This is a genomic window from Candidatus Neomarinimicrobiota bacterium (assembly GCA_017656425.1).
Classification (GTDB): Bacteria; Fidelibacterota; UBA2242; order UBA2242; family B5-G15; genus JACDNV01.
In genome coordinates this window covers 91,885-114,043 of sequence record JACDNV010000009.1, presented here as the reverse complement: position 1 = coordinate 114,043, position 22,159 = coordinate 91,885, and the positions used below count along the sequence as shown (strand labels likewise).

The following is a 22,159-nucleotide window of genomic DNA, read 5'->3' as shown; positions in this document are numbered from 1 at the left end:
TCTATTCCCTGAAAAGAGCAAGTTTTGTGAAATCACCAAAACAAACCGGCAAAGCTATTCGGGGATTCAAATCATACCGACATATCTGCACATTTTGCACATAATTCTTCCACAATGTATATCCAACCCTTTTATCAATTCTCTTACATGAAACGAACCCAACTACATTGCTGTATAGTTCTACTATCCCCTCGCAAAAGATACCTCCTTTAACACTTTGAGCGGAGTTAACATATATTCTCCCATACCCGCTAAGCTGATTTTTATGAAAACTTCTATCCTCAGGTTTATAAACAAACAGAATTCCTGAGTAGTCAGAATTGGACTGGATAGATATCTCTGGTTCGCTAAAGCTTTTTTTATCGTTGCTCTGAACCAGGAAAAATGTCGGAAATATCAGTTTAGAATTATCAGTCGAAGTTATTTGTTTCTCAGAAATAAACTGCCCTAATCCTCTGGAATTACCACTGAAGTATATTCCGGCCTTACTAAATACAATGCAACTAGTTAACTCACTACTATCCTTAACAAAGATATCCCCCGATGAAGTAATCTCCCAATTATTTCTGACCTTAACCTTATTGGCAAATGTAAGCATACCATTAACAACTATTTTTCCTGGTCCTTCTAACAAAGTATCATTATAAACTGATCTTATCTCCACATCCCCATCCAGATAAATATATTTAAACTTCTTCAACTCGGAGGGCGAAAAGACCTTACTCTCCAATACAACAAATTCCGGAGATAGATAATCTATATTTTCATCATAGAGTCTGTAAATAGAGTCTAACAAACTTTTATTTACAGCTGGCAATTTCACGGTTGTATCACATACCAGTTTTCCAGTATAAAATTTAATTCTCTCAATTCTCAGTGGATAATAATGAACGTCGACTGCATCGAGGCAAATATTACCATCAATGTAGACATTGCTTGAAAAAACAAAAACAGGAATTTCCCCACAAACTTGCAAAGCATTGGGAAATAGGTCAAACGATGGAAACCCCAAGAGCCGCTTCATTTCTACCGATCTGTTACCAAGAGTTGCCCTAGAATAGATTTCCCAGAAAACCCCTCTTCTTCTAATTATTACTCTACATGTTTCAGGAATTATAATATACTCCTCCTCTTTCATCGGCAGGTTTATTTTACTACTTCGGATAAGCCACAAAACCTTAAACAATCCTCCGGAAGCTATATATTCCAGCTTCCTTCGCTGCAACTTATCTACAACCAATTTATTGTGCATATTTATTATAGAAATCAACACATATATACAAATAGAAATGACCGCAAGCGAAATCAAAACCACAGGCATTGCAAAAGCACTTCCATACAGAAAACCATTTCTCCCTCTCGCTAAAAAGGGAAGCATACCAAACCTCACTGTTTCACGTTTTCAGTTATAGCCTAGAGCCCTAATAGACCACTGTCGATACTAATTACAAATACTTAGACTCTCAATTCCATATTTTTTCATTTTCTTTTTAGATACAACATTTTATTGCCGCGCATCCCTGAAGCTACCATCACTTGTGTTATATTTAAAAAAAATAAAACAGAATTTCAACATTTTTTTACCTGTCTAATTCAAGAACATATTATAAACTTTATTTAACAATAATCTGATCAGAAAAGATCAGGTTTTACAAGTTGCATTAAAAGAGTCTATTATAATTAATTTTGTTATTATCACCTGCATCATAAGCTATCTTTAGTGGTGTAACATCTATTAATTTGTACTGTAACCTCTCTTAGGTTTACTCCGCAACATTGGAAGTATTATAATATAACTTTTGCAAAACTAGAAGCATTCGTTGAGATATTTTCAATAGCGAAACTTACAAAAGCTAAACCAGTTATGACATCCCTTACTTTATATATAATCGGGAAATGATGAAATGTAGTCTAATAGAGATCCCTACGGGATAATTCTTTTGTATCTATCCTATATTAACTCAAATAATTTCAACCTTTTCTTCATCTCTCTCAAATGCCTTCATATGTTATTCTTTTAATCTTTCTTATCCCTATCAATTCTCCTAACCTTATCAACTATATACCATGTGTATGAATTGTATAAAAAATATCTCAATTTTAACATTTGAAATCCATAAACTAATTTTATAAATTTGCATGCTTTATAAAGATGGTGAGTGTAGCTCAGGTGGTAGAGCGACAGGTTGTGGCCCTGTTGGTCGTGGGTTCGAGTCCCATCACTCACCCATTGACAGAAGATATGGCGCCATCGTCTAGTGGTTAGGACACCACGCTTTCAATGTGGTAACCGGGGTTCGATCCCCCGTGGCGCTACTAAATTTTTATTTAGCTGGAAAATAAAAATATTATATATTAAAATACCATTAGTGGAAACTGATTTGCTTTTAAGCAGGAATATAACTACAGCTATAACATTAATAATAGCAATTGTATTGCACGATTTCCTGGTATTTTATCATAAAAAAGGGATTCTGGGATTTGATTTTTCAAGGCTTAACAGGGCAGACACACAATTAAATCGACTTATAAACTATTTTAGAATTTATGAGGTTGTGATTGCTGGTACTGCCATAGCCTTATCGCTCTTGCTTAATTTCTTAATAAATGTCACCTTCTCACTAGTTTTCTATACTCTCGTTACCTGCTTGACTCTCCTATACCTTGATATCAAAACAACAGAGTATTTAAAACGCAGATTTCCTGAGGCTGGTGAAATAAAGCCAGAAACAAGAATGAGCTACATATTTGAAAACCGATTTTATGAATATTTTAGCATAATTTTTATCCTACTATCAATAGGCAATGTCACATACAATATGAATTCAACACCATCAATCACTCCATTGAGGTGGACATTAAAAGGAGAAGTGATTACTGTAACTAGCTCGAGAGGGATATTTTATTCTCTGTTAATTGGATGGGGCATACTATCGTATTTCTTAACAGTGTTACTATCCTACGATGTATCCTATATAATTACAATAACAAAAGAAGATGAATGGGGTAGAAAATTTATCAAGAATATGGCAACCAATCGCCTAATACAAACATTATGGGTTACCATCTGGTTATCAGTATGGATTTCTTCAGCAATATATTCATATAACCCTATATACCCATTTTGTACAATTTCACTAATTACAATCGTAGCATTATTGATAATCTTTAGAAGGTGCCAGATCAATATAATAGAGGGTAAATCTATCGGCCTGGCGAAGTCTTTAAAAACTGTCTTTTCAATCCTTAGGTTTCGCATGTTCCTTGTTTTTATCATGCAAATATTAATGATAATAAGTTTTACAGGAAGTTTGATAAAGATTTAAAACGATGAAATCTTATTGGGAAACATTGGAAAATTCGCCTATAACAGCAATAGTATCAATGATATTGCATCCGATTATACTTGGTCCTGTTACCTTTTTCATCATAGTTTTTAAAAGTTCAAACGACATTATAGAATTTGTTATTAATTACGCAGTAATTGCTACATTCCTTTTTGCAATACCAACTATATATGTTTTTTATCTATTGAGAAAAGGCAAGACAAGAAGTATAGATATCCCTGTTAAGGAAGATAGATATGGGCTTTTTTTCGTTAATCTTTCAGTATACTGCGTTACATTAATAAGCCTATACTTTTTAAATGCTGATAAAAATATTCTGATATTACTATTCGCCTGTATTATAACATCCATATTAGTTGCAATTATCAACAAATGGTGGAAAATAAGCATTCATGGCACAACACTTGGTGGTAGCGTATCCGCACTTGCCATCGTAGTAAATAAATATTTCCTCATATTAATTTTAACATTCCCTGTATTGATCCTATCTCGTATCAGAATGAAAGCTCACTCTCCACCACAGGTTATGGCAGGTCTGGTACTTGGATTTTTTATAACATATATTTGTTATAAAATCTTAGGTTAAAAATGGCAAAAGAACTTGATAATGTGCTCGCTATAATCCTTGGTGGAGGTAAAGGGACACGACTGTACCCCCTGACAAAATATAGGGCAAAACCAGCTGTCCCAATAGCAGGTAAATTCAGAATAATTGACATTGCAGTGAGTAACTGTCTTAATAGTGGCATCGATAAAATATTTATTCTAACACAATTTAATACACACAGTCTCCATAGACATATATATGATACTTTCCAGTTAGGTCAATTCTCCAAAGGATTTGTTGATATTCTTGCTGCTCAACAAACTATTGACAATACCAACTGGTACCAGGGCACAGCCGATGCCGTCAGGCAAAATCTGTCGTTCATTGAGGATGTTGGAGCTGAGTACATAATAATTCTATCAGGTGACCATCTTTATAGGATGGACTATGCTAGTTTTCTTAATACTCACATTAATAAAAATTCCGATATAACAATATCCGTAAGTCCAGTTACCAGAAAGGAAGCAAAATCCTTTGGAATAGTACAGGTTGATGAAAATGACAAAGTGATAAACTTCTATGAAAAGCCTCAAGACGAAGCTCTACTCGATGAAATAAAAAGCCTAACCAATAACACAGAAAAGAGCTATCTTGCATCAATGGGAATTTATATCTTCTCTCGTAATATCTTATTGAAAATTTTAAAAACATCAGATGCAGAAGATTTTGGTAAACACATTATTCCATCTGCTATTAAAAAATACTCTGTCTTTGCATACCGATTTGAGGGTTACTGGAGGGATATAGGGACTATTAAATCTTTCTTTGATGCAAATCTTGAATTAGCCTCTTTGAATCCTCCTTTCTCATTCTATGATCAGAAATATCCGATATATACAAGACAAAGGTCTCTTCCCGGTTCAAGAATTCAGAATTGTCACTTTGAAAATGTATTAATCGCAGATGGATGCTATATAAGCAAATGTATAATAAAAAATTCCGTTATAGGATTAAGATCAATTATAAGAGATAATTGTTCAATTAACAGGACTATTATAATGGGAGCTGACTACTATGAGCAATCTCCACTCGATGGATCTATACCAATTGGCATTGGAAACAACTGTATAATTGAAAATGCCATTATAGATAAAAATGCTCGTATTGGAAATAACGTAAAATTAATAAATAAAGAAAAAATCGAATACTCTGATAACAAAACTTATTCAGTAGTAGATGGTATAATCGTAGTGCCCAAAAATACTACAATACCTGACAACACTGTGATATAGGATGATCGATCTTATTGACTCACCAAAATCACCCGAAGAAATGGTTGATGAACAGATTGTAGCTAGAGGCATCTATAATACAAATGTAATCGACGCTATGAAAAAAGTCCCCCGCGCATTATTCGTACCCGAAGAGTATCGGTATTTAGCCTATAGTGATCAGCCGCTACCTATCGGCTATGGCCAAACAATTTCACAACCTTATGTTGTTGCCTTTATGACTCAGTCCCTAGAGTTAAACAGTGAATCTAAGGTTCTAGAAATAGGAACTGGCTCAGGATATCAAACCACGATCCTTGCAGAGATAGCTAAAGAAGTCTATTCAGTAGAAATAATTAAAGAATTGCAAAAAAGAGCTATGAAAATCCTTGATGATTTAGGATATAAAAATATAAAGTTTAAAACAGGGAATGGAAGAGAAGGATGGAAAGAATATGCTCCCTATGATAGAATTATTGTAACGGCAGCCAGCAATGAAATTCCTGAACCTCTGATAGAGCAGCTTGCTGATAATGGTATAATGATAATCCCAGTAGGTCCGAGATTCTGTTCGCAAGACCTAATTAAAATAAAGAAAACATCAAAAGGATTATTAAAAGAAACTCTACTACCTGTAAGATTTGTACCTCTTGTTAAAAAGCATAAAAAGAAAGAGGAATAATGTGTCAAAAAAAATAGAAGAAATTTTAAAGGAATTTTCAGAAATTGTATCAAAAGCCTCTCAAGGTCGGGAAGATATTAATTTAGAAGATTATATGCGGGTAACAAACCCACCCTATATAAGGCAAATGGCTATATCTCTTGATAATCTTTTAAAAAAATTTCAATCAAGGGAACAGTACTTAAAAGTCGCCGTGGAGGAGTTAAAATCCACCAGAAAAAAACTTGAAGAAATGAATAAGGAGCTTGAAAAAAAGGTAAAGGAGAGAACACATGCCCTTGAAGAAGCAAATAAACTTCTTGAATCACTATCGATAACCGATCCCTTAACCGGTATAAGCAATAGAAGAAATTTCGATTATGAATTAAGACAGGAAGTTTCAAGAGCATTAAGGTACATGACAAAGCTCAGCTGTATAATGTTTGATATTGACCATTTTAAAAAGGTCAATGATACATATGGTCATCTGATTGGCGATGAAATATTGAAAATGATAGGGTCAATACTTAAAAAACATCTAAGAATACACGATATACCGGCAAGATATGGTGGTGAAGAGTTTGTTGTATTATTACCCGAAACCGGATTAGATGATGCATATAAAGTGGCTGAAAAAATCCGCGATCTGATCAAAAATAGCGTTATAAGTAAAAATAGTGAAAAAATAAGAATAACTGTGTCCTTAGGGGTAGCCGAATTTGATCCTGAAAGAATGAAAGAACCAAAGGAATTAGTAGATGCCGCAGACAAAGCCCTTTATATGGCAAAAAATAATGGTAGAAATAGAACAGAGTTATATAAATTACCATAGTTTTTGACCCATAGATCCGAGCAATATATGAAAAGAATTTTAATAATTTCCTTTACACTGCTTAAGGTTATTATATACTCACAGAATTATCTGTGGCCAACAAACGCTGGATATTTTTTGAGTTCCACCTTCGGTGAATATAGACCTGGACATTTCCATACTGGAATAGACATAAAAACAAACCAGAGGTTAGGTTACCCCGTTTATGCAATCGATGACGGTTATATTTTCATTATAAAGACTTCGCCTTATGGCTATGGCAAAGTACTGTATCATCGATTAAAAGATAATAAGATTGCAGTATATGCTCATCTAGATAGATTCGCTGACAAGTTTGAATCGATTGTTAAAAGGAATCAGGAAAGAATAGCTAGATACACAGTAACTATTGATCTTACTGGACAGGAAATCCCTGTAAAGCGAGGTGAAATAATCGCTTATACAGGTGAAAGCGGTACCGGAGGTCCACACCTGCACTTTGAAATTAGAGACCCTGATAATAATCCTATTAATCCGTTACATTACATACATAAAATTAACGATAAAACAATACCAACAATAAAAGAGGTACTATTTCTACCTGCTGAAAAAAACTCAAGAATCTTTGGTCTACCGGACCCTGTAAGTAGAGAGGCTTTTTATATTAACAAAAATATATGGAAAATAGAATCTCCAGTTTATATATCAGGTCCTTTCTGCATGGAGTTATTGACTTATGACACAAGAAGAGGAGTACGAAACAAATATTCACCCTACATGATACAAGTAAACATCGATGATTCACTATATTTTCAGGTCAAATACGATACTATTTCCTTTAACTGGACTAAATTTGTTGAACTTGACAGAGACCTTCGGATGATTAATGAGGATAATAATTTTTATCACAGACTGTATAAATCTTATCCAGAAATGAATATCCCAATTTATTCAGGAAATAGTGACGGCAGATTTAATCTTCAACATGGTTTACACCAATGCAAAATCAATGTATACGACTATAACATGAATAAATCTACATTAAAGTTTACTATAGTATCAGTTGCTTTGAAAGAATTAGAAATGGACATTATAAAAGTAACAAATGATACGCTTGCCCTAACAATTAAGACAAATAGAATTTCTTTGAATGATATCAAATTCCAATGGGTAAACCGATATGGAGTAAAAGAGTACGAGGTTGAGAGACTCAGTTCAGTCATCTCAGATACAGTAAGCACAGTTTATATAAAAAATATTAGAAATCCATATTTTTTAAAAATCTGGGGCGCAAATGATAGTACATATTATAAACCACTATTTATCAAATCTGGTGACTATCTATATGATGCCAACAATGATGTGGAATTAAAACTATTTGTTGATCAAACGATAGATATGCTATTCTTCAAATTAAATTTAAGAAGCCCGATGCTTGAGAATAAACAATTCTATCTACAGGTCGACGATGAGCTAGTTGCACTTCCATTTACTCAGGTCAGCCCTACTGAATACAATATTTTAATCCCCGGAAAAAAACTTTTAGATAAAGCTTGTGCCATCGAAATTAGAAGCGGAAAAAAGGAAGAATTGGTTTATCGTGGCAAAATAGACATGCATATTATTTCTCCAGATACCGCGGGAATAATTAAATCCAGTGACAGTCTTTTTTCAGTAGTATTTGAAAAGAAATCGGTCTTTGATACATTAACTTGCTGGATAAATAAAAGTGTATATAATAATTGGGATGCATATACGATCTATCCAACTTATGCATTCCTAAATAAAAATATTAGATTGGAATATTTTGATAAAGAAAGTAAATATCTTCACCCGGGGAAGGTAGCAATTTACTATATAAAAAATAAACCAAAATTTTTACAGACCTACTTTGATACATCGGGAGTTAAATTTTATGCTGAATATGATAAATTCGGATTATTTGCTATCGCAGAAGATTTAGATCCACCATATATTATTAACAGTATACCTTACAAAAACGGGAAGTACAAATCTGGAGAGCTAAAAGAGATTAAAATTTACTTCGACGATAATCTATCAGGAATTGCAGATGATAGCATGCTTAAAATGTATATTGATAATCAACAGGTAATTCCTGAATTGAACGGTGTATTAAAATACCTTCGATACAGACTTGAGAAAAATCTCAATATAGGTGAACATGAGATAAAAGTTATACTGGTAGATAAATGTGGAAATAGCTTGACATCAACAATTCCATTTAAAATTATAGGGCAGTAATGTTTATACCAATCGGTGACACTAATATACGATTACGCAAACCATACATAACCTATTCTATCATTATAATAAATACTGTAATCTTTATATACCAGCTTACTATACCACAAGAATTTATAATAGATTGGTTCTACTCTTTTGGCTTGGTCCCATCTCAATTATTCAGTTATAACTTCCTTTTAAAAATTCATACAATTTTCACATCACTATTTATACACGGTGGTTTTGCTCACATTGCAGGAAATCTACTTTACCTGTGGATATTTGGAGACAATATAGAAGGGACACTTGGACATTCAAAATTTATAATTTTTTATCTATCATGTGGCATCTTCGCTTCTCTCGTACAATCAATTATAAATCCTGTATCTGACGTTCCTATCATAGGTGCAAGTGGTGCCATTTCTGGTATTCTTGGAGCTTATCTGATAAAATATCCACGTGCAAGGGTAAAGGTTTTAATTTTTCTAATATTTTTTATAGAAATTATCTCTATCCCCGCCGTCTATGTACTCGGATTCTGGTTTTTTATTCAGCTTACAAATGGGTTAGGCTCATTAAGCTTTCAGCAGGAAGGAGGTGTCGCCTGGTTTGCCCATATAAGCGGCTTTTTAATGGGTATATTTTTACTACTTTTATTCGATCCATATGAAAGGAAAAGGATATGGAAAGAGATGAATCGATATCATTGATAGAAGCAGCCAAAAAGGCTTATAATAACGCTTTGGCAACATATTCTAATTATAGAGTAGGTGCAGCTCTCCTTGCAGAAAGCGGGAAGATTTATATAGGATGTAACCTCGAATCAAGCTCCTATGGACTAAGCATATGTGCAGAGCGTAATGCAATTGCTAATGCAGTAGTAAACGGTGAAAGAAATTTTAAAGCTATTGCTATTTATTCAGACAATGGTGCCACCCCATGTGGTGCCTGCAGGCAGGTAATCTGGGATATATGTGGCAATATTGAAATATATATCATTGATAAAAAAAGGCTGGTAAAAACATTTTTACTTAAAGAACTATTCCCTAAACCCTTTGACAAGGTCAAATTAAATAGGTAAGGCTATGAAAAAAGCTATCTTAATTGGTATAGCGGGAGGAACAGGTTCGGGTAAGACATCCATGGCAAAAAATATTGTCAAGGACCTTAACCCCAATGATGTGATCATTATCGAACTAGATTCCTATTATCATGATTTAAGTCATATCCCACTCGATATGAGGCACAGACATAACTTTGATCATCCCGATGCTTATGATTTTAAATTGCTGAAAGAACACATAAAGTCACTATTAGAAGGGAAACCTGTAAATATTCCTATCTACGACTATAAAACTCACACACGTAAAAAGGAGACAATTCAGGTTTATGGTCACAGAATTATTGTACTCGAGGGAATTATGGCTCTCTATGATGAAGAATTAAGAGATATGATGGATATTAAAATATATATTGAGACCGCAGATGATATCAGGTTCATTCGACGTTTAAAGAGAGATATAAAAGAAAGAGGTAGAACACTTGAATCTGTAATAGCTCAATACATGGAAACTGTTAGACCAATGCACGAACAATTTGTAGAACCTACAAAAAAATATGCTGATATAATCATACCTGAGGGGGGATTTAATACCGTTGCTATCGACCTTTTTAAAACAAAATTGATGTCTTTATTAAGGCAACTTGAAAAAATAGAAAATTAAAAAACTGAAATGGTTAAATCAAAACACCATAATGTAGAAGAGATAGCATCGCCTTCAAATAAACCCGATGGCTGTAACGAGGTAATATGTAGTACCATGTCTTTAAGGAAAACAGATGAATTAATCAGGAAACCTGGTAGAGCTCTTATTACAAAAAAGAAAGTTGCCATTCTCAAAATAAAGATAGGTTCAAGATGCAGTGAAGACCATATAGTATCACATAATAAACAGAGGATATTATCAAAATCAATGGGAAGAGTAAAAAATATATTAAAACTTACCAGAAATGCTAAAGTCTTAGGAATATACTATGCTCAATTTTTTAATGATGTGCACGTTGAGCTTTGTAAAAAATTTGCTGGTAATGGCAAAAGGGTTATAGCGGCAGAACTTGACAAGAATTACCGAGAAGAACCCCTCGAGCCTATGCAAAAATTGTTATATGAAGCTGGATATGTAACCAAGACACTGGCAGGCTGTGTAAGGTATGGTAATCCAGCAAATTTTACTCAAAGAATAGTGAAATCAGACGAACTCATTTATTCAGGAGCAACCAAAGATTGCGATGCCCAGTATAGTACATTTTTTAAGCCATCAGGTAGTTAGGAGGTAAAACCAAATGAGGTTTATGGGGATTCCTGGAATCATAACATTATTAATAATTGCTTTCCTTCTTTCAAATAACAAGAAAAGAATCTCCCCCAGAATAGTCTTCTGGGGATTATCTCTTCAATTACTGTTCGCAGGTATGATACTTGGGAAAGGGGTTATATCTTTTATAAGTATGGCAATACTAATTATATTAATTCTTCTGTTTTTAAATCTAGACATCATCAAGGGCAAAGGAAAGTTGAATGATTATATCTTCTTAGCATCTCTTATTATAACTCTTGTTCTTGTCACTTTACTAAAGATTACCGGAATTGCCTTCTGGGTAATAACACTTCTGATAATATTAAATTCAATTTTTAAAAAGTATCTGTACCAAAATCAACTCATTTCACTATTACTGATTGATGGGTACATATGGTTAATTGATAACAACATTACAGGAGATAAAATTTTCTCTTTTATAAGCCATAAAGTTGAAAAATTTTTAAGCCTTTCTGATTATGGTGCCGAGTTTCTTTTTGGCAATTTAGCCAAGAGAGAGTACTTTTATCCGCAATCGGATTTCTGGCCTGGTTTCGGCTACCAATTTGCATTTAGTGTATTGCCTGTTATTATCTTCTTTGCATCATTTATGTCCATTTTATATCACCTTGGTATAATGCAAAGAGTAATCAAAGCATTGGCAAAATTCATGCAATGGACTATGGGAACCAGTGGCGCTGAAACATTAGCATGCAGTGCCAACATATTTATTGGACAGGTCGAAGCACCTCTTATTATCAGACCTTTCCTAGGTAAAATGACACTCTCTGAAATTTCAACTGTTATGGTCGGTGGTTTTGCTACGATAGCAGGAGGGGTCCTTGCGGGCTATATAAAGATGGGAATCCCCGCAACTCATCTTATTGCAGCAAGCGTTATGAGTACACCAGCAGCCTTAATGGTCGGGAAAATAATATTCCCGGAGATAGAGAAGCCAGAAACTATCGGTTCAGTAGAATTACCAAAGGATACAGGGAAAGCGACAAATTTACTCGATGCAGCATCTCATGGAGTTACAGATGGATTAAAACTTGCTGCAAATGTAGGAGCAATGCTGATTGCCTTTATAGCACTTATTGGTCTTATCGATTATATATTATTCTTTCTCGATAGACTTATTGATGGGAAATTATTACATGGGGAATTCATAAAGTATACAAATCCATCTGGATTCTCACCAATCAAAGGCGAATACACAGGTATCTTCCCTGGTAGTTTAAAAACATTATTTGGTGCAATATTCAGCCCAATTGCTTTTTTAATGGGTGTGCCATGGCAATATGCTCGTGAAGTTGGAAACTTACTTGGGATAAAGATTGCATTAAACGAATTTGTTGCCTATTCATCCTTAGCTCAGTTGAAAGCAGCAGGCATTTTAAGTGAAAGAGCTATAATAATAGCTACCTACGCACTATGTGGATTTGCCAATTTTGCCTCAATTGGTATCCAGATCGGCGGCATAGGTGCCCTTGCTCCAAGGAGACGTTCTGACTTATCGAAAGTTGCACTAAAAGCTATGTTCGGAGGAGCGATAGCATCATGGCTAACTGCATCTATAGCAGGGGTATTGTTATAAAAAAGACAGATTTGGTAAATTTCTTGGTTATTTTTCATATCTTGTAAACAACAACCTAAAAAGGAGGTAGAAATGAAAATCGTACTGCTTGGTCCACCGGGAGCAGGGAAAGGCACTCAATCACAAATGCTTGTAAAAACTTTTAATTTCCTGCAAATATCAACAGGTGACATCTTGAGAGATGCTGTTAAGAATAAAACAGAGCTTGGGGAAAAAGCAAAGATGTACATGGATAAAGGCGAACTTGTGCCAGATGAAATAATTATAAGTTTAATAGAAGATATCATTTATAAAAACAACAAAAAAGATATGAATATAATCTTCGATGGTTTTCCACGAACCGTTGTACAGGCACAGGGGCTGGAAAAATTAATGGAAAACTACTCAGACAGGCTTGATGCGGTGGTATCGATGAATGTGAAAGACGAAATATTAATATCAAGACTTACGTCCAGAAGAATTTGCCCTACGTGTAATACCGTTTATAACCTTATTACAACACCTCCCAAGAATGATGAAATCTGTGATTATGATGGCACCAGATTAATACAAAGAGATGATGATAAATTAGAAACGGTTAGAAATAGATTAAAAGTCTATAGGGAGCAAACAGAAGCACTTGTGGATTTTTATAAAAAGATAGGTATCCTAAAAGAGGTGAATGCTGAATGCAAACCAGAAGAGGTTTTTAAAAATATAGTAAAAGCACTTGGCCTAAATTCATGATAAAAATCGGAGTGACGGGAGGGATTGGAGCGGGTAAAACTACGGTTTGCGAAATATTCCAAGAAAAAGGAGCATATGTATTTGACTCAGATAGAATAGCAAAGGAAATTATAATAAGAAGTGATAAAGTAAGAAAAAGCATAGAGAAATCTTTTAATATAAAAATAATAAAAAATGGTGCTCTTGACACGAAAACTTTGGCAGATGTGGCTTTCTCTAATAAAAAAAATCAGGAAATATTAAATAGCATTATACATCCTGAAGTAATTAAGGAAATCGACAAACATATAACAAAGATGATAAATAAAACCAAACTATTCGTCGCTGATATACCACTACTTTTTGAAGCAGGTTTAGAGAAAAAATTTGATTACATAATTCTGGTAGTTGCCAGATTTGACCTAAGGGTGAAAAGAGCTTTAAAAAGAGGGTACCTGTCCAAAGACGACATCATAAAAAGGGCTCAGCTTCAAATGCCTGACGAAGAGAAAAAAAAACTGGCGGATTTTGTTATCGAAAACAATGGCACAGTTCAGGAATTAAGAGAAAAAATAGATAGGCTTTATGAACAGATTCATAAGCAGAAATGAAAAAATATAAGTCTGCAATATTATTTATCTTAACTCTACTTTTATACAGTTTCACGCACACATCCGAGAGAAATCCTATATACGACCTATCTATAGTGGACGAATCCAACCTCAATCAGATAAAGACAAAAAGCCCCACATTTTCCTGGAATCTAAGCGAAAGAGTTAAAAGCAATATTTATAGCTTTTTCTTATATACGCTGGAAGATGGCAAAATCTCTCTGATATGGAAAAATGAAGAGGTACAGATTATGGATGAAAATTTTAAGTTAGATGTTCCTGACCTTTTAAAAGAAGGAAAAAAACACCTCTTCGCTGTATCGGTAAAAATTGGCAGAAGAAAATTCTCTGCTCCGTGTAGTCTGCAATTTAGAATAAATACACCACCATCCACTCCCGATATTAATATCTTAAATGACACCATTATATCCTCTCCATTAATCAAACTACCTCTGAAAATATCACGAGATAATGAAATAAAATCCAAAGATATATGGTATCAGATTGTCTTTTCACTGGACACTGGCTTGGTATCTACTGAATTCGATACAATGTTAAGAATAACATCCCATAAAGAAGAAATCATAATACCGAACATTTTCAGCGAGGACACATATTATTTCGTCAAAGTTAGAGCATTTGATGGTGTTGAATATTCCAACTGGTCAACGGTAAAAAGAATATTCATCTCCATGGTAGACCATCCACCTCTTCCTTTCGAAATCATAGATAACCTACCGGATACTGTAAGTAAATCCTTTACATTAAAATGGAAAAAGTCCAATGATCCAGAGAAACCCTTAGATAACTATCTTAGATATGAACTGACAGTAATGGGCAAAAAATTTACTACAAATGATACCTCCATTTTTATTAATATAGACTCCCTCCGTAACCATTTTACCTACCATTTAAAATGTTATGCTATTGATATGACTGGCAACAGGAGAGCTTCGAGCAATTCAATAACCTTTGTTGTAAATAAAGGCAATACCCCACCAGAATACCCTGAATTAATATCACCTATTGGTGGTAGCCCAGTAACTCCACAGAATTTCATTACCTTTCTACAGAAGAAAGATAAAGACAATGATGTTCTTAACTATAAAATCCTCATATTTAATGGGGGAAAAGATAGTATAATATGTTCGCGATCAGTAAGCATAAAGGATTTTGATGGAAAAAATGCAATTAAAACATGGATTAATGATTCAGTCCAGAAAATTCAACTTAGATACTCAATTATAGATACTGGTATATTAAAAGAAGGGAATGTATACAGGCTACAGATTAGCGTAGATGATGGATGGGGAGGACAAATTATTACAAACTGGAATAACTCGATATTCATTTTTGATGATGGTGTTAATAATCCTCCATCAGCTCCAGAATCTGGATTCTATCCCGATAATACTGTAGTAAATACAGATAAACCTATCCTCAGATGGGATAGCTCAATGGATAGCGATGTTATAGAGCGATTGCATTATGAAGTAATAATAAGCCAGGATAGTACTTTCAGTGGTGGTAAATTTTATCTACTTAAAACAAAAGATGAAATTCCAATGATAAAGCTTAGTTCCAGTTTATTAGAAAATAAAAAATATTACTGGAAAGTACGGGCATATGATATGCATAATGCTAGATCTTACTGGTCAAAAACTAACTATTTCTGGGTCAATAAAATTAATGAGCCTCCAATAGGTCCGGTATTACAGATATATCCACCGGACCTGACGGAAATAAACTATAAGGGATTCTTTTCATGGATAGCCACAACAGACCCCGATCCTTTCGATACGATAAAATATATTTTGGAAATAGATAATGACCCAAATTTTTTAACACCAAAAGTGATAAAAGAATATACCCCAGACTCAAGGAAAAAAGAATATAGCATTTACCTTTCTGATCTCGGAGCTAATTCCCTTTTAGATGAAAATTCTCTTTACTATTGGAGAGTAATTGCTGTAGACAGGTACGGAATAAAGAGTATGTCACCTACTTTCTATCCACGATTTATATATAACAATCAGAATGAACCTCCACAAGAACCAAAAGGATACTTTTACCCTGCGGATGGCTTGATAGTAAAGGGAAAAAACACAACAATAAAATGGAATCATGCAAAAGATCCCGATTTCTCTGATATTCCTACTACAATAAGATATGAAGTACAACTATCAACTGATTCAAATTTCATTGATACAACCATAAACTTATTTACCAAAGAAGGAGAAAATTTCTTAAGGATCCCTATTAATCTAAAAGACAACATCACTTGGTTCTATAGAATTAGATCTATAGATAGAGCAGGCTACTACTCAAAATGGTCTAAAATAAATTATTTCATTCTGGATTTGATAAAAGAACCACCTTACTCCGTGACAGAAGGATTCTTACCTTCAGATTCAATGGTCGTTGATAATCTTAAACCAATAATAAGCTGGCTCCCTGTAACTGATCCAGATCCACTCTCAAGCCCTAAGCAAATAAAATATAAAATTCAGTACTGGAGTCTGGAAAAGAAAGATAAAAAATATATAATTGAAACAGAGACTGGAGAAAATACATGCCAGATAGGACCTCTTAAGGAAGACAAATTATATGCATATCGAATAAAAGCAGTTGATCCAGACAATAATGAATCTGTATGGTCAAGAACCATCATATTTGGAGTTAATAGTAAGGATTCTCCACCAGTAAATTTCAATATCCTTTACCCTTTGCCAGGTCAGGATACAACAAATGTTGATCCAACTTTTAAATGGGAAGCAAGCTATGACCCTGATCCTTTCGACAATATATTTTATAAATTTTATCTAAGCGATGATTCTCTCTTCAATACCTACTTAATAGAAACAGTGGTAGAGCATTCTGATTCAAATACTATCACTTACAAGCTAACCTTTCCCCTTGAATTTAATAAAAAATATTTCTGGAAAGTATCAGCAATTGATAAATCCGGGAATATAACATGGGGGTCAAATAGCGATAAATCACCCTTTACTTTTAAGACAAGAATGGAATACTACCTATCTGACTACAATCCAAATGATTTTAACTTAAGGCAAAATACTCCAAATCCTTTTAACATATCTACCAGAATTGATTACTATGTACCTAAATATGGTAATATAGAGCTTACCATTTACAATTTATTGGGAAAAAAAATAAAAACTCTTGCATCCGGTTATCATAGTCCAGGAAATTATAGCGTTAATTGGGATGGCACCGATGATTTTGGCGCACCAGTACCCGGAGGGGTTTATATCTGCAGAATGGAGGCAAGGGGATTCTCAGCTAATATTAAAATGCTTCTTTTAAGATAGATAGCCAAGAATTTGCCTTGCAAAATAAAAATTATAGTGTTTTCCTTAATTTTTTATATAAATCGACGAAAGATTTTCTTGACATTTACAATTTTGTAATTTAAGATTATATAAAATGAAGAGGAAGCGTTAAGGAAATAAAAGGAGGTAAAAAATTATGGCAGAAAAAGTTGTAAGATGTGGGATTAAAAAAGAAAAAGGTTATTTGTACTATGTTGACAAAAACGGAAACGTCGCAAGATCAAAAATGGCACGTGGAAAAGATAAGGGGGGTGGAGCGGAAGTAGTCTACACAGCCAATGTAAAAAGAGAAGATGGGTACCTCTATTTTATTGATAAGGATGGTGACATCGCAAGAGCCAAAATGGCCAGAGGAAGAAAAGCAGGCTAAAATTAACCTGTATTATCTATTTTGGGAAATCTTTGACTCCGCTATTCGGCGGAGTCTTTTTCTTTTTGTAACCTAGGATAATATTAACTATCTTTTATAGTAGTTAAGTTTATTATATAGCCGAATGGATAAGACAAAAGATAATTTAGAAAGATTACAGAGTCTTGTAAAAACCTTGACAAAAATTGGAGTAGCTTTATCATCCGAACATAATCTCCCCAAGCTTCTTCAGATGATACTTGAACAGGCAAGGAAATTTACAAGCGCCGATGGTGGTACTCTTTATCTGGTTAGTGATGATAAAAAACACCTGAATTTTGAAATCGTGCAAAATGATAGTCTGAAAATAAAAATGGGAGGAGTGTCAGGAAACCCAATAAACTGGAAACCACTAAATTTATATATAAACGGTAAACCCAACTTTGCCATGGTATCCTGCTATGTATCTTTAACAGGTGAAATTGTAAACATTCCAGATGTCTATTATGTTGATGGATTTGATTTTTCTGGAACAAGAGCATTTGATAAAAACACAGGCTACAGGTCGAAATCAATGCTCGTTGTCCCGATGAAAGATCACGAAGACGAAATTATAGGAGTTCTTCAGCTAATAAATGCCATTGATATAGAAACAGGGCAGGTAAGAGCTTTTACCAAAGATGATGAAGAATTAATCTCATCACTGGCATCACAAGCTGCTGTTTCAATTAATAATACAAGACTAATCCGAGACCTTGAGAATTTATTTGAATCATTTATACAGGTTATTGCTACTGCTATTGACGAGAAATCACCATATACTGCTGGTCATATCGAGAGAGTCGCTGATCTTACTATGATGATTGCCAATAAAATCAATCAGGTTGATTATCCACCATTTGACAGGTTAAAATTCTCGGACGATGAGTTGAAAGAATTGAGAATTGCTGCATGGATGCATGATATTGGAAAAATTGTTATTCCAGAATATGTCGTTGATAAAGCAACAAAACTTGAGACCATTTATGATAGAATTAATGAAATACGCTGGAGGTATGAGGTCTTAAAAAGGGATATTTATTTAAAAAAATTGATGAGTGAATATAAGAAAGAAAATGCCAAAAAAATATCAACAGAACCTGATATAGAAAGTCTTAATGAAGAATTAAAAATAATTGAAAGATGTAATACTGGTGGAGAGATTCTAAATGAAGATTTAAAAAACAAAATTAGACAGATTGCAAAACGTAAAATAAAAATTGATAATAAAAAGGTTAATCTATTAAATGATGATGAGGTAAAAAATTTACTGGTTTGTCGAGGCACTCTAACTGATGAGGAGCGTCAAATTATAAATAATCATGTGGTTGTAACGATAAAAATGCTAAATCAACTACCATATCCAAAAAAGCTAAAGCGAGTACCAGAAATAGCTGGCAGTCATCATGAAAAGTTGGATGGCTCAGGATATCCAAATGGCTTAAAAGAAGCTCAACTTTCAGTTCAGGCAAGAATACTTGCTCTATCCGACATTTTTGAAGCACTTACTGCTCGAGATAGACCATACAAACCTGCAAAAAAATTGTCAGAAGTGATGAGGATAATGGAATTTATGGCTAAGGATAGACATATAGATCCTAATTTATTCGAACTTTTTAAAAAAGAAAAAATTTACCTTGATTATGCAAAGAAATACTTATACGACTGGCAAATAGATAAAACAGACTTTGAATAAAATGATTCCGGTGAAAAAGGGGCAGGTATTAGAGCTTAAAATAGAGGACCTGGTATACGGTGGGCTGGGCTTAGCCAAAGTCAATGGTTATGTAATCTTCGTTGATAACTCTGTGCCAGGACAGAAAATCCTTGCTGAAGTAAAAAAAACCAGAAGCGACTATGGTAAAGCAAAATTATTAAAAGTAGTTCAGCAGAGCGAAATTGAGGAGACTCCACAATGCAAGTATTTTTACCACTGCGGAGGATGTAAATATCAAAATATAAAATACGAATATCAGAAAAAATTTTTAAAAAAGCAGATTGAAGATATTTTTAACAAGCTCGGAAATATAAAAAGAATCAAGATAAATGATATAATACCTTCAAAAAAAATATATAGATATAGAAACAAAATGGAATTTGCTTTTTCAGATAAGAGATGGATTGCCGATTTTGATAAAGAAAAACCTCTAAATTTTGCTCTTGGCTTACGAGCGCCAAACAATTACTATAAGGCAATTGATATTGACGATTGTCTAATAGCTCCAGAGGAAGCTCAATTCATATTAAAAGCTTTTAGAGAATTTGCTCTAAAAAATAATATTCCATGCTACAATCAGAAAACCCATCAAGGTCTTTTAAGGCATCTTGTAATCAGAAAAGGCTATATGACAGATGAGGTGATGATAAATTTAGTAATAAATTCCATAGATGAAAAGTGGATTGATATATTTCGGCCATTTGTAGAAACAATTAAAAATGGACTAAGTAACCTAGAGAGTTTTACTATTTCTTGCTATACTGGTTTAGCTGGAATAGTAGATGCTGAAAAATATTATACTCTTTTTGGTAGAGATTACATCCATGAAAAGATAGCAGGACTTCAATATAAGATTTCACCGCTGTCATTTTTTCAGACAAACTCAGAAACCGTTGAGGATTTATATACTGTGATTAAGAATTACGCTGATTTAAATGGCAATCAGATTGTTTGGGATTTATTCTCTGGAATCGGAACAATATCACTCTATATAGCAGATAAAGCAAAATCAGTTTTTGGTTTTGAGGTGAGACAGGACTCTATTAAATATGCGAAACTTAATGCAAAAGATAACGGTATCAACAATGTAGAGTTTTTCGAGGTTGATCTTAGCAGACCTTCTAAATTCTTTAGCCAAATATTAAAAGAAATACCATCGCCGGATGTAATGATCACCGATCCTCCAAGATCAGGTATGTCACCAAAACTCATAAAGGAAATAATAAAAATTTCACCTCCTAAAATAGTATATGTTTCTTGTAAACCATCAACTCAAGCCAGGGATATAAGTCTACTTATTAATGAGGGAAATTATAAACTTATTGAGATACAACCGGTTGATATGTTTCCTCATACACCACACGTCGAAACGGTTGCAAAACTTGAAAAATAAGCAACAATAATAAATTATGGAGGAGAACATGAAAAAATCTGGATTACCTGTTACAATATTATTATTGGTTATTTGTATAAACCTTATAACCTTAGCCAAAAATTTAAAATTCCTAGAAGGAAAATATGATCCTGTCTTGATAGGAGAAAAAATTGTTGAGAACCTGCTACAAAGAGACTATATGATTTATATCAATAGAGGTCTTCACTATTCAGAAGCAGGTACTGCAGTAGGAGCATTGAGATATGCCAGATTAACTCAAAGAAAGGATTTAATAGAAAAAATTATTGCCAGATATGAACCCCTCCTATATGACACATCTATATTAGTATGTAGAAGACCTCATGTTGATTTAAGTGTTATTGGTATTGTCCCACTGGAAATTTACCTTGTAACGGGTAAAGAGGATTTTTTAAAGCAGGGGCTAACATTTGCAGATTACCAGTGGGACACATTAGAAACGCACGGGCTTACTCATGAGGCTCGTTTCTGGATCGATGATATGTATATGGTAGGTATGCTTCAGATACAGACATATAGAGCAACAGGTAAAAACATTTACGCTGAGCGAGCAGCTAAATTTCTATCGGTGTATATAGATAGCCTTCAGCAAACCAACGGATTATTTTTCCACGGTGGCGTAAGTCATTATTTTTGGGGTAGAGGAAATGGATGGGTAGCATCAGCCATGGCCGAGGTACTGAGTAGTTTACCTAAGGAAAATGAATATTATTATATAATTCTTAAGGGATACAGAAAGATGATGTCTGCTTTATTGCAGTATCAGACTGAAAACGGCATGTGGCGCCAGATAATCGATTATCCCTATTCATGGACAGAATCATCTTGTACGGCGATGTTTGCGTACGCAATGGCAGTTGGTATAGATAAAGGCTTACTACCAAAGAAAAAATATTTAAAAGCAGTGAAAAAAGCGTGGATTGCTTTAGTCAATCATCTTAATAAAGATGGTAATTTGAGAGAAGTATGCGTTGGCACAGGTCAGGTAAACGACCTTGAATTTTATCTAAAAAGACCAAGAGTATGCGGTGATTTTCATGGACAGGCGCCAATGTTATGGCTAACATCTAAAATGATTGAATGGAAATACAGGGAAGATTAAAAATTTGCTACAGCTCACATAAGATAGCACAGAA

Annotated in this window: 19 protein-coding genes, 2 tRNA genes and 1 pseudogene; 21 read left to right on the top strand and 1 reads right to left on the bottom strand. The window is 34.0% G+C overall.

Going from position 1 to position 22,159, the window contains the following annotated elements; all coding sequences use genetic code 11:
* Position 1: 1 nt before the first annotated feature.
* On the bottom strand, positions 2–1,378 hold the full coding sequence (locus tag H0Z29_07860) for a hypothetical protein (GenBank protein ID MBO8131413.1): 1,377 nt from the start codon (positions 1,376–1,378) through the stop codon (positions 2–4).
* A 777-nt stretch (positions 1,379–2,155) separates the two neighbouring features.
* On the opposite strand from H0Z29_07860, the gene H0Z29_07855 reads away from it, so the two are divergent.
* The 21 genes and pseudogenes from H0Z29_07855 to H0Z29_07755 all read left to right on the top strand — a co-directional run bounded on the left by H0Z29_07855 (position 2,156) and on the right by H0Z29_07755 (position 22,125).
* A tRNA-His gene (locus tag H0Z29_07855) sits at positions 2,156–2,228 on the top strand.
* A 16-nt stretch (positions 2,229–2,244) separates the two neighbouring features.
* A tRNA-Glu gene (locus H0Z29_07850) sits at positions 2,245–2,316 on the top strand.
* 65 nt (positions 2,317–2,381) lie between these two features.
* Positions 2,382–3,326 (top strand): hypothetical protein, encoded by a 945-nt coding sequence (locus H0Z29_07845; protein MBO8131412.1) that lies wholly within the window; start codon positions 2,382–2,384, stop codon positions 3,324–3,326.
* Positions 3,327–3,330: 4 nt separating this feature from the next.
* Positions 3,331–3,933 (top strand): hypothetical protein, encoded by a 603-nt coding sequence (locus tag H0Z29_07840; protein MBO8131411.1) that lies wholly within the window; start codon positions 3,331–3,333, stop codon positions 3,931–3,933.
* A 2-nt stretch (positions 3,934–3,935) separates the two neighbouring features.
* Entirely contained in the window at positions 3,936–5,186 is a 1,251-nt protein-coding gene (locus tag H0Z29_07835) for a glucose-1-phosphate adenylyltransferase (protein ID MBO8131410.1), read from the top strand.
* Position 5,187: 1 nt separating this feature from the next.
* The gene (locus H0Z29_07830; GenBank protein MBO8131409.1) at positions 5,188–5,847 is read left to right on the top strand and encodes a protein-L-isoaspartate(D-aspartate) O-methyltransferase; all 660 of its coding nucleotides are present in this window, start codon (positions 5,188–5,190) and stop codon (positions 5,845–5,847) included.
* Between the two features lies 1 nt (position 5,848).
* Positions 5,849–6,658, top strand: a complete 810-nt coding sequence (locus tag H0Z29_07825) for a diguanylate cyclase (GenBank protein MBO8131408.1) — start codon at positions 5,849–5,851, stop codon at positions 6,656–6,658.
* Between the two features lie 27 nt (positions 6,659–6,685).
* A complete protein-coding gene (locus tag H0Z29_07820) occupies positions 6,686–8,899 on the top strand; it encodes a M23 family metallopeptidase (GenBank protein ID MBO8131407.1) in 2,214 nt (737 codons plus the stop codon).
* A complete protein-coding gene (locus H0Z29_07815; GenBank protein MBO8131406.1) occupies positions 8,899–9,591 on the top strand; it encodes a rhomboid family intramembrane serine protease in 693 nt (230 codons plus the stop codon). Before H0Z29_07820 ends, H0Z29_07815 begins: the two co-directional genes overlap by 1 nt.
* Complete coding sequence (gene cdd / locus H0Z29_07810; protein MBO8131405.1) at positions 9,564–9,962, top strand: cytidine deaminase; 399 nt, start codon at positions 9,564–9,566, stop codon at positions 9,960–9,962. Before H0Z29_07815 ends, cdd begins: the two co-directional genes overlap by 28 nt.
* Before the next feature lie 4 nt (positions 9,963–9,966).
* On the top strand, positions 9,967–10,605 hold the full coding sequence (gene udk, locus H0Z29_07805; GenBank protein ID MBO8131404.1) for a uridine kinase: 639 nt from the start codon (positions 9,967–9,969) through the stop codon (positions 10,603–10,605).
* A 9-nt stretch (positions 10,606–10,614) separates the two neighbouring features.
* Positions 10,615–11,211, top strand: a complete 597-nt coding sequence (locus H0Z29_07800; GenBank protein ID MBO8131403.1) for a thymidine kinase — start codon at positions 10,615–10,617, stop codon at positions 11,209–11,211.
* Positions 11,212–11,224: 13 nt separating this feature from the next.
* A pseudogene (locus tag H0Z29_07795) lies at positions 11,225–11,362 on the top strand (NupC/NupG family nucleoside CNT transporter).
* Between the two features lie 27 nt (positions 11,363–11,389).
* Positions 11,390–12,835, top strand: a complete 1,446-nt coding sequence (locus H0Z29_07790) for a NupC/NupG family nucleoside CNT transporter (protein MBO8131402.1) — start codon at positions 11,390–11,392, stop codon at positions 12,833–12,835.
* 72 nt (positions 12,836–12,907) lie between these two features.
* Positions 12,908–13,561 (top strand): adenylate kinase, encoded by a 654-nt coding sequence (locus tag H0Z29_07785; protein ID MBO8131401.1) that lies wholly within the window; start codon positions 12,908–12,910, stop codon positions 13,559–13,561.
* Positions 13,558–14,151, top strand: coding sequence for a dephospho-CoA kinase (locus H0Z29_07780; GenBank protein MBO8131400.1), 594 nt, complete (start codon positions 13,558–13,560; stop codon positions 14,149–14,151). Before H0Z29_07785 ends, H0Z29_07780 begins: the two co-directional genes overlap by 4 nt.
* Entirely contained in the window at positions 14,148–17,483 is a 3,336-nt protein-coding gene (locus H0Z29_07775; protein MBO8131399.1) for a hypothetical protein, read from the top strand. Before H0Z29_07780 ends, H0Z29_07775 begins: the two co-directional genes overlap by 4 nt.
* A 157-nt stretch (positions 17,484–17,640) precedes the next feature.
* Positions 17,641–17,874: a hypothetical protein gene (locus H0Z29_07770; GenBank protein ID MBO8131398.1), complete on the top strand. Its 234-nt coding sequence runs from the start codon at positions 17,641–17,643 to the stop codon at positions 17,872–17,874.
* Between the two features lie 124 nt (positions 17,875–17,998).
* Entirely contained in the window at positions 17,999–19,588 is a 1,590-nt protein-coding gene (locus tag H0Z29_07765) for a GAF domain-containing protein (protein ID MBO8131397.1), read from the top strand.
* Entirely contained in the window at positions 19,581–21,002 is a 1,422-nt protein-coding gene (gene rlmD, locus H0Z29_07760) for a 23S rRNA (uracil(1939)-C(5))-methyltransferase RlmD (protein ID MBO8131396.1), read from the top strand. Before H0Z29_07765 ends, rlmD begins: the two co-directional genes overlap by 8 nt.
* A gap of 28 nt (positions 21,003–21,030) precedes the next feature.
* Entirely contained in the window at positions 21,031–22,125 is a 1,095-nt protein-coding gene (locus H0Z29_07755) for a glycoside hydrolase family 88 protein (GenBank protein ID MBO8131395.1), read from the top strand.
* The last annotated feature ends 34 nt before the right edge of the window (positions 22,126–22,159 follow it).

Bases quoted from the DNA above. Each gene is read 5' to 3' on its own strand.
- H0Z29_07785 (MBO8131401.1), top strand. From the start codon at position 12,908: ATGAAAATCGTACTGCTTGGTCCACCGGGAGCAGGGAAAGGCACTCAA.
- H0Z29_07840 (MBO8131411.1), top strand. From the start codon at position 3,331: ATGAAATCTTATTGGGAAACATTGGAAAATTCGCCTATAACAGCAATA.
- H0Z29_07815 (MBO8131406.1), top strand. From the start codon at position 8,899: ATGTTTATACCAATCGGTGACACTAATATACGATTACGCAAACCATAC.
- cdd (MBO8131405.1), top strand. From the start codon at position 9,564: ATGGAAAGAGATGAATCGATATCATTGATAGAAGCAGCCAAAAAGGCT.
- H0Z29_07780 (MBO8131400.1), top strand. From the start codon at position 13,558: ATGATAAAAATCGGAGTGACGGGAGGGATTGGAGCGGGTAAAACTACG.
- H0Z29_07820 (MBO8131407.1), top strand. From the start codon at position 6,686: ATGAAAAGAATTTTAATAATTTCCTTTACACTGCTTAAGGTTATTATA.
- H0Z29_07830 (MBO8131409.1), top strand. From the start codon at position 5,188: ATGATCGATCTTATTGACTCACCAAAATCACCCGAAGAAATGGTTGAT.
- H0Z29_07800 (MBO8131403.1), top strand. From the start codon at position 10,615: ATGGTTAAATCAAAACACCATAATGTAGAAGAGATAGCATCGCCTTCA.
- H0Z29_07775 (MBO8131399.1), top strand. From the start codon at position 14,148: ATGAAAAAATATAAGTCTGCAATATTATTTATCTTAACTCTACTTTTA.
- H0Z29_07765 (MBO8131397.1), top strand. From the start codon at position 17,999: ATGGATAAGACAAAAGATAATTTAGAAAGATTACAGAGTCTTGTAAAA.
- H0Z29_07860 (MBO8131413.1), bottom strand. From the start codon at position 1,378: ATGCTTCCCTTTTTAGCGAGAGGGAGAAATGGTTTTCTGTATGGAAGT.
- H0Z29_07755 (MBO8131395.1), top strand. From the start codon at position 21,031: ATGAAAAAATCTGGATTACCTGTTACAATATTATTATTGGTTATTTGT.
- H0Z29_07770 (MBO8131398.1), top strand. From the start codon at position 17,641: ATGGCAGAAAAAGTTGTAAGATGTGGGATTAAAAAAGAAAAAGGTTAT.
- H0Z29_07835 (MBO8131410.1), top strand. From the start codon at position 3,936: ATGGCAAAAGAACTTGATAATGTGCTCGCTATAATCCTTGGTGGAGGT.
- udk (MBO8131404.1), top strand. From the start codon at position 9,967: ATGAAAAAAGCTATCTTAATTGGTATAGCGGGAGGAACAGGTTCGGGT.
- H0Z29_07790 (MBO8131402.1), top strand. From the start codon at position 11,390: ATGGCAATACTAATTATATTAATTCTTCTGTTTTTAAATCTAGACATC.